Here is a 6511-nt window from a genome sequence, read left to right on the forward strand (position 1 = left end):
CACCATCGTCGAAGCGACGTCGGGCAACACCGGCGTCGCGCTGGCGATGGTGGCCGCCGCGCGCGGGTACAAGTTCGTCGCGGTCATGGTGGAAACCTTCTCGATCGAACGCCGCAAGCTCATGCGTGCCTACGGCGCGAAGGTGATCCTGACACCGGCCGCGGAGCGCGGCAGCGGCATGGTGCGGCGCGCCGAGGAACTGGCGAAGCAGCATGGCTGGTTCCTCGCCCGCCAGTTCGCCAATCCCGCCAATCCCGCGTACCACCGGCAGACGACGGCGGCCGAGATCCTGCGCGACTTCGCCGGCCAGCGGCTGGACCATTTCGTCACCGGCTGGGGCACGGGTGGCACGCTGACCGGTGTGGGCGAAGTGCTGAAGGTCGCGCGCCCCGACGTGCGCATCACCGCATCGGAACCCGCGGGCGCGTCGCTGCTCCAGGGCAAGGAGTGGCAGCCGCACAAGATCCAGGGCTGGACGCCGGACTTCGTGCCGGACGTCCTGAACCGTGAGGTCGCCGACGAGATCCTGCCGGTCACGGACGTGGAATCCATCGCCACCGCGCGCCGCCTGGCGGCGGAGGAAGGCATCTTCGTGGGCATTTCCGGCGGCGCCACCGTTGCGGCCGCGCTCCAGGTCGCGCAGAAGGCCAAGCCCGGCGACGTGCTGCTGGCGATGCTGCCGGATACCGGCGAGCGTTATTTCTCGACGCCCCTGTTCGAAGGCGTCAACGAAGGCTCCGACGACGACTGGCTGGCCTCGCTGGGCGACGCAGCGCTGCCGTAATTGATGTCAGGACGACGGCGGCGCAACGCAATCGCGCCGCCACGTCCATTCCATCGCCTTGCCGTCGTCACGCCCATCGTCGACACGCGCGTGCAGCGTATCGGCGTCGGGGCGCGAGTAGATGACGCGCTTCGGGAAGTCATGCGCGGGATTGGCGAACACCACGCGATCCGGCGCCACGCTATGCACGGGAAATTCGGTCACCGCGCCGCCGCTCGGCTGCGCGAGGAATACCCAGCGTCCGTCCCGTTGCGCGATCCGCATGAACTCGAAGCCGATCGCTTTGCCGTCACGCGTATCACGGTGCATGCCGACCATCAGGCCACCGCGCGGCGCCATCCAGGTTTCTTCGCTGAAGGTCTTGCCGCTCGCGCCGCACCAGTGGCCGGCGAGCCAGTCGAGATCACCGGCGGATGCGGGGACTGCCAGCAGTGCCGTGGACATGGACAGGAAAAACGTCGCCCGGCGTTTCATGTGTATCCCCATTGCAGCCGATCAAGTGTCGCGCGACCTTAACAGGTGCGTGGGCGGACACGCGATCCGAAAGTCGGTGTGGGAGCGACGTAAGTCGCGATCGTGAACTCCACATTACGGGAATCCTGCTGAAACCCCATACCTGCCGGTGTAAGAGCCAGACAGGAATCACGGCCGCTGATGGCGTGCGATCGCGACTTACGTCGCTCCCACAGCGAGCACCCTTATTGCTCGTAGAGTTCCAACGGCAGGTCATCCGGATCCGCGAAAAAGGTGAAGCGGCGGTCGGTGTACTCGTCCACACGCACCGGTTCACTGGCCACGCCGTGCGCGTGCAGGTGGGCGATGGCGGCATCCAGGTCGGCGACACGCAGCGCGAGGTGACGCAGACCGCAGGCTTCCGGACGCGAGACGCGCGGCGGCGGCGACGGGAACGAGAACAGCTCGACCTGCGTGCCGTCAGGCAGGGCAAGGTCGAGCTTCCAGGAATCGCGTTCCGCCCGGTAGTGCTCGGCGACGACGCGCAGACCGAGCACCTCTGTATAGAAGCGCTTCGACCGCGCGTAATCCGACGCGATGATCGCCACGTGGTGCAGGCCGTCGATGCGCATGTCAGTGCGCTGCCGCGGCATCAGCGCCGGCATTGCCGCCCGACCGCGCCTTGCCGCCCCGCATCAGCAGCACCAGCGGCATCGAGACCAGCGTCAGCAGCATCATCAGCTTGAAGTCGTTGAGGTAGCCGATGGCCGCGGCCTGGCGGTTGACCTCGGCGTTGAGCAAGGCCAGGCCCGTGGCCGTGGACGGATTCATCGCCGCCGGCAGCAGCGTGGTCTCCGCACCGAACGCCGGGATGCGCGCACCGATCTCGGCATGGTTCACCTGCATGGCGCGCGACAGCATCGTCATCACGACCGAGATTCCCACCGACGAGCCGATGTTGCGCACCAGGCTGAAAAGGCCAGCGGCCTCGGTGCGCTGGTGCGGTTCCAGCGTGGCGTAGGCGACGGTGGAGATGGGCACGAACACCAGGCCCAGGCCCATGCCCTGGATGACACCGAGCCAGACGATGGAATGCATCGACGCATTCGGCCCGAACTGGGTCATGCCGTGCAGCGAGAACACCATCAATCCCATGCCGACCAGGATCGGCCAGCGCGCGTCGATGCGGCCCAACAGGCGTCCGACGACCATCATGCTGAACATCGTGCCGACGCCACGCGGCGCCAGCACCAGGCCGATCGTCAGCACCGGATAGTTCATCAGCGTGCTGAGGTACGGCGGCAGCAGCGCCAGCGTGGCGAACAGCACGATGCCCACGACGAAGATCAGCGCGCAGCCGACGGCGAAGTTGGCGTTCTTCAACAGGCCCAGGTCGAGCAGTGCATGGTCGCGCTTGCGCCACCACCACAGGCCGTACATGTAAAGCGCGAGGAAGGCGAGCGCGGCCTCGATCTGGATCTCGACGCTGCCGAACCAGTCCTCGCTCTGCCCACGGTCCAGGAACAGCTGCAGTGCGCCGATGCCCAGCGCCAGCAGCGCGAGCCCGATGCCGTCCAGCGGCCGCTCGTGCGGCACGTCCTTCTTGACGCTGGCCATGATGCCGACCAACGCGAGGATGCCGATCGGCAGGTTGATCAGGAACACCCAGTGCCAGCTGTAGTTCTGGGTCAGGAAACCGCCGAGCGGCGGGCCGAGGATCGGACCCACCATGATGCCCATGCCCCACATCGCCATCGCCGCGCCGTGCTTCTCCTTCGGGAAGGCATCGAGCAACAACGATTGCGAGATCGGCACGAGCGAAGCGCCGAACACGCCCTGCAACACGCGGAACAGCACCATTTCGCCGATGCCGCTGGCGATGCCGCACAGCAGCGAAGCGACGGTGAAACCACTGACCGCGATGATCAGCAGGCGGCGACGGCCGAGGCGCCCGGCCAGCCAGCCCGTCACCGGCGTCAGGATCGCGGCGGCGACGATGTAGCTCGTCAGCACCCACGACACCTGGTCCTGGGTAGCCGACAGCGAGCCCTGCATGTCCGGCAGCGCGACGTTGGCGATGGTGGTGTCGAGCGCCTGCATCAGCGTGGCCAGCATCACCGAACCGACCAGCAGCGTGCGCTTGCCGGTGTCGTCCTGCGCGGGGGCGGTAGCGGTGGAAGTGCTCATGGGAAATTCCGGAGGGGATCGACGCATCCGCGACGCGACGATCCAGAGGTCACCCGGGGCGCGGCGTCAGCGGGGCCGGGCCCCACCACAGTGCCCTCGCCCGCATCCGCGCACGCCCGGGATGACATGGAAATCGAACCTCAGCGCGCGGCAGTGGCGCGGCTGGAGGCGGTACCGCCGTCGCGCAGCTCGACATGCACGTCGGCACTCATGCCGGCGCGCAGCTGCGGCGCATCGGTGGCGGCGCCATCGATCTCGAGGCGCACGGGAATGCGCTGCACGATCTTCACCCAGTTGCCGGTGGCGTTCTGCGGCGGCAGCACGCTGAACTCGGCGCCCGATGCCGGCGCAATGGAAGCGACGTGCGCCTTCCACTTCACGCCCGGATAGCTGTCCACTTCGATCGTCGCGTGCTGGCCGACCTTCATCTTTTCCAGCTCGGTTTCCTTGAAGTTGGCTTCCACCCAGATCGGCGAGGTCGCCACCAGCGGCATCGCCGTCTGGCCGACGTTGATGTACTCGCCCACCTGCAGGTCGTGCAGGCCGACGATGCCGTCGACCGGCGCGCGTACTTCGGCGTGGTCCAGGTCGAGGCGGGCCTTCGCCAGCATCGCCATCGCGGCGCGGTACTCGGGCAGGTCCTGCGTGGGCGTGCCCGGACTGCCGCTCAGCGAAGCGGTCGCTTCGGACTGGCTGGCGATGGCGTCGGCCAGGTCGGTGCGCGCTTCGGCGACCGCGTGGCGCGCGTCGTCCAGCATCTTGCGCGAGACCAGCTGCTGGCTGGCGAGCTGCTGCATGCGCTGCAGGTCGCGCTGCGCCCAGGTCAACGTTTCGCGCGCGGCCTGGATCGACGTACCGGTGCCGACCACCTTGGCGCGGCTCGCGCTGGCGGAGTTCGCCATGCGCGCGACCAGCGCTTCGTTCTGTGCGACCGCGATCGTCAGCGGATCGGCATCGATGCGGAACAGCAGATCACCCTTCCTGACCGGCTGGTTCTGCTGCACGGCCACTTCGACCACGCGGCCGCCGACCTGCGGCGCGATCAGGATGCGTTCGGCCTTGATGTAGGCGTTGTCCGTGCTGACTTCGCGCTGCGAGGCGACGTATTCCCAGCCGAAGAAGCCGGCGACGGCGAGCGGGCCGGCGATCCACAGCCATACGGGCACGCGGCGGCGCTTGGGAGCGGGGGCTTTGGCCGCGTTCTCGGCGGCCTCGTTGATCTTGCTGGTCATGGTGGGGGTCAGCTCTTGCGGAGGGAGGACTCGGCGCGACTGGCGCGATCGAGCAGGGAGAGGTTTTCGCGGACCTGGCCGAGCACCTTCATCGCCGTCGCCAGTTCATCCGGGTCGATGCCCGCCAGGCAGTCCTCGCGGACGGAGGTGGCGACGGCCTCGATGTCGTGCATCACCGCATCGGACTGCGGTAGCAGGTGCAGGCGCCATACCCGTCGGTCATCCGGATCGCTGCGGCGCTCGACGAAGCCGGCCTTCTGCAGGCGGTCGATGACGCGGCCGACGGCGATGGGCTCCATGTCGAGCAGGTCCGCGAGTTCGGACTGGGTGATGCCTTCGCTCTGGTGGATGCGCTTGAGCGCGCGCCATTGCACGCGGGTGAGGCCGAGATGCGCCGCCCGGCGGTCGAAGACCCGGCCGAACAACCGGCTCAGGTCCGCAATGAGGTAACCGATGGTGCTCTGGCCGGCGGGTGTCTTCATGGGTGCCTATGATATAGATGCTTAGGCAATTATATTCAAGGCGAAGAATTTGTGTTCAGCCCCGCTTTCGTTACGGGCAGACGGCCACMTCGGCTGGATCGAGGCGGTGCCGGGTCCCGCACGGCAGGCCGGGATTCCGAAGCCGGAAACGACGACGCCGGCACAAGGCCGGCGTCGGAATCACTTCAACGGGCGGAGGCGATCAGCCTTCCCACTTGCCCAGTGCGGCGAGGCCGTTTTCCTTCGCACGCTCGTACACCACGGCCTGGGCCTTGGCGAAATTGCCCACCAGGTCCTGCGACCACAGCTTCAGCGCAGCCTGCTGCATGGCGCGGCMATAGGAGAAGCTCAGCGGCCATGGCAGGCTGCCCAGCTGGTTCATGGCATTCAGGTGCGCGGTGGACTGTTCGTCGGTCTGGCCGCCGGACAGGAACACCACGCCCGGCAGGATCGCCGGCACCGTGCTCTTCAGGCACATGACGGTGGACTCGGCCACTTCGTCGACATCGGCCTGCTCTTCGCAGTCCTTGCCGGCGATGACCATCGAGGCCTTGAGGATGGTGCCTTCCAGCAGCACGTTCTGCTCGTACAGCGCGCCGAACAGCGAACGCAGCACGGCTTCGGTCACCTCGTAGCAGACCTCGATGTTGTGGTCGCCGTCCATCAGCACTTCCGGCTCCACCATCGGGACCAGGCCGCATTCCTGGCACAGCGCGGCATACCGGGCCAGCGCGTGGGCGTTGGCTTCGATGCAGGTGCCGGACGGGATGTCCTCCCCGATGGTGATCACCGCGCGCCACTTGGCGAAGCGGGCGCCGAGCTTGTAGTACTCCTTAAGGCGGTCGCGCAGGCCGTCCAGGCCTTCGGTGACCACTTCACCCGGGCAGCCGGCCAGCGCATGCGTGCCCTTGTCGACCTTGATACCGGGGATGATGCCGTGGTCGCTCATGTACTTGGCGAACGGCACGCCGTCCTTGGTGGACTGGCGCAGGGTCTCGTCGAACAGGATCGCGCCGGAAATGTAGTCCGACAGCTTCGGCGTGGTGAGCAGCAGCTCGCGGTAGGCGCGACGGTTCTCTTCCGTGTTCTCGATGCCCACGCCCTGGAACCGCTTGGCGATGGTGGTGGTGGACTCGTCGATCGCGATGATGCCCTTGCCTGCGGCCACCATGGCCTGGGCGGTTTCGGCAAGCTGTTCGATGCTCATGGGGTTCCTGGGGAAGCGGCGGGAAAGATACCAATTGTAGCCCGCACCGCGCCGGCAGCGGGCGACATCGGGCCATAGGCGCGCCAAGGCACGCATCCGGGGACGATCGCGGGGCACGAGGCCCCGGGCGAAACCGGTTACAGCTCGCCCACGCCCTCGGCCTTGC

The 6511-nt window shown here is 67.3% G+C and carries 7 protein-coding genes; 1 reads left to right on the forward strand and 6 read right to left on the reverse strand.

Going from position 1 to position 6511, the window contains the following annotated elements; all coding sequences use genetic code 11:
• Positions 1-784, forward strand: a 784-nt coding sequence (gene cysK, locus AC04L7_RS10340; protein ID WP_475512947.1) for a cysteine synthase A, incomplete at its 5' end; no start/stop codon positions are given.
• A 6-nt stretch (positions 785-790) separates the two neighbouring features.
• Here cysK and AC04L7_RS10345 read toward each other — a convergent pair.
• The 6 genes from AC04L7_RS10345 to AC04L7_RS10370 all read right to left on the reverse strand — a co-directional run bounded on the left by AC04L7_RS10345 (position 791) and on the right by AC04L7_RS10370 (position 6345).
• Positions 791-1228 (reverse strand): DUF6265 family protein, encoded by a 438-nt coding sequence (locus AC04L7_RS10345; RefSeq protein WP_436000197.1) that lies wholly within the window; start codon positions 1226-1228, stop codon positions 791-793.
• A gap of 254 nt (positions 1229-1482) precedes the next feature.
• Entirely contained in the window at positions 1483-1869 is a 387-nt protein-coding gene (gene gloA2, locus AC04L7_RS10350) for an SMU1112c/YaeR family gloxylase I-like metalloprotein (RefSeq protein WP_436001093.1), read from the reverse strand.
• 1 nt (position 1870) lies between these two features.
• Positions 1871-3424: a DHA2 family efflux MFS transporter permease subunit gene (locus AC04L7_RS10355; RefSeq protein WP_436000199.1), complete on the reverse strand. Its 1554-nt coding sequence runs from the start codon at positions 3422-3424 to the stop codon at positions 1871-1873.
• 140 nt (positions 3425-3564) lie between these two features.
• Positions 3565-4656, reverse strand: a complete 1092-nt coding sequence (locus tag AC04L7_RS10360; protein WP_436000201.1) for an HlyD family secretion protein — start codon at positions 4654-4656, stop codon at positions 3565-3567.
• 8 nt (positions 4657-4664) lie between these two features.
• Positions 4665-5138, reverse strand: coding sequence for a MarR family winged helix-turn-helix transcriptional regulator (locus AC04L7_RS10365; RefSeq protein ID WP_296278533.1), 474 nt, complete (start codon positions 5136-5138; stop codon positions 4665-4667).
• A 202-nt stretch (positions 5139-5340) separates the two neighbouring features.
• Entirely contained in the window at positions 5341-6345 is a 1005-nt protein-coding gene (locus AC04L7_RS10370; protein ID WP_475512948.1) for a class I fructose-bisphosphate aldolase, read from the reverse strand.
• Between the last annotated feature and the right edge of the window lie 166 nt (positions 6346-6511).

The sequence above is a fragment of the Pseudoxanthomonas sp. LjRoot204_2 genome (assembly GCF_056175765.1).

Coding starts and splice junctions, on each gene's coding strand:
- AC04L7_RS10345 (WP_436000197.1), bottom strand. CDS start 1,228: ATGTCCACGGCACTGCTGGCAGTCCCCGCATCCGCCGGTGATCTCGAC.
- gloA2 (WP_436001093.1), bottom strand. CDS start 1,869: ATGCGCATCGACGGCCTGCACCACGTGGCGATCATCGCGTCGGATTAC.
- AC04L7_RS10355 (WP_436000199.1), bottom strand. CDS start 3,424: ATGAGCACTTCCACCGCTACCGCCCCCGCGCAGGACGACACCGGCAAG.
- AC04L7_RS10360 (WP_436000201.1), bottom strand. CDS start 4,656: ATGACCAGCAAGATCAACGAGGCCGCCGAGAACGCGGCCAAAGCCCCC.
- AC04L7_RS10365 (WP_296278533.1), bottom strand. CDS start 5,138: ATGAAGACACCCGCCGGCCAGAGCACCATCGGTTACCTCATTGCGGAC.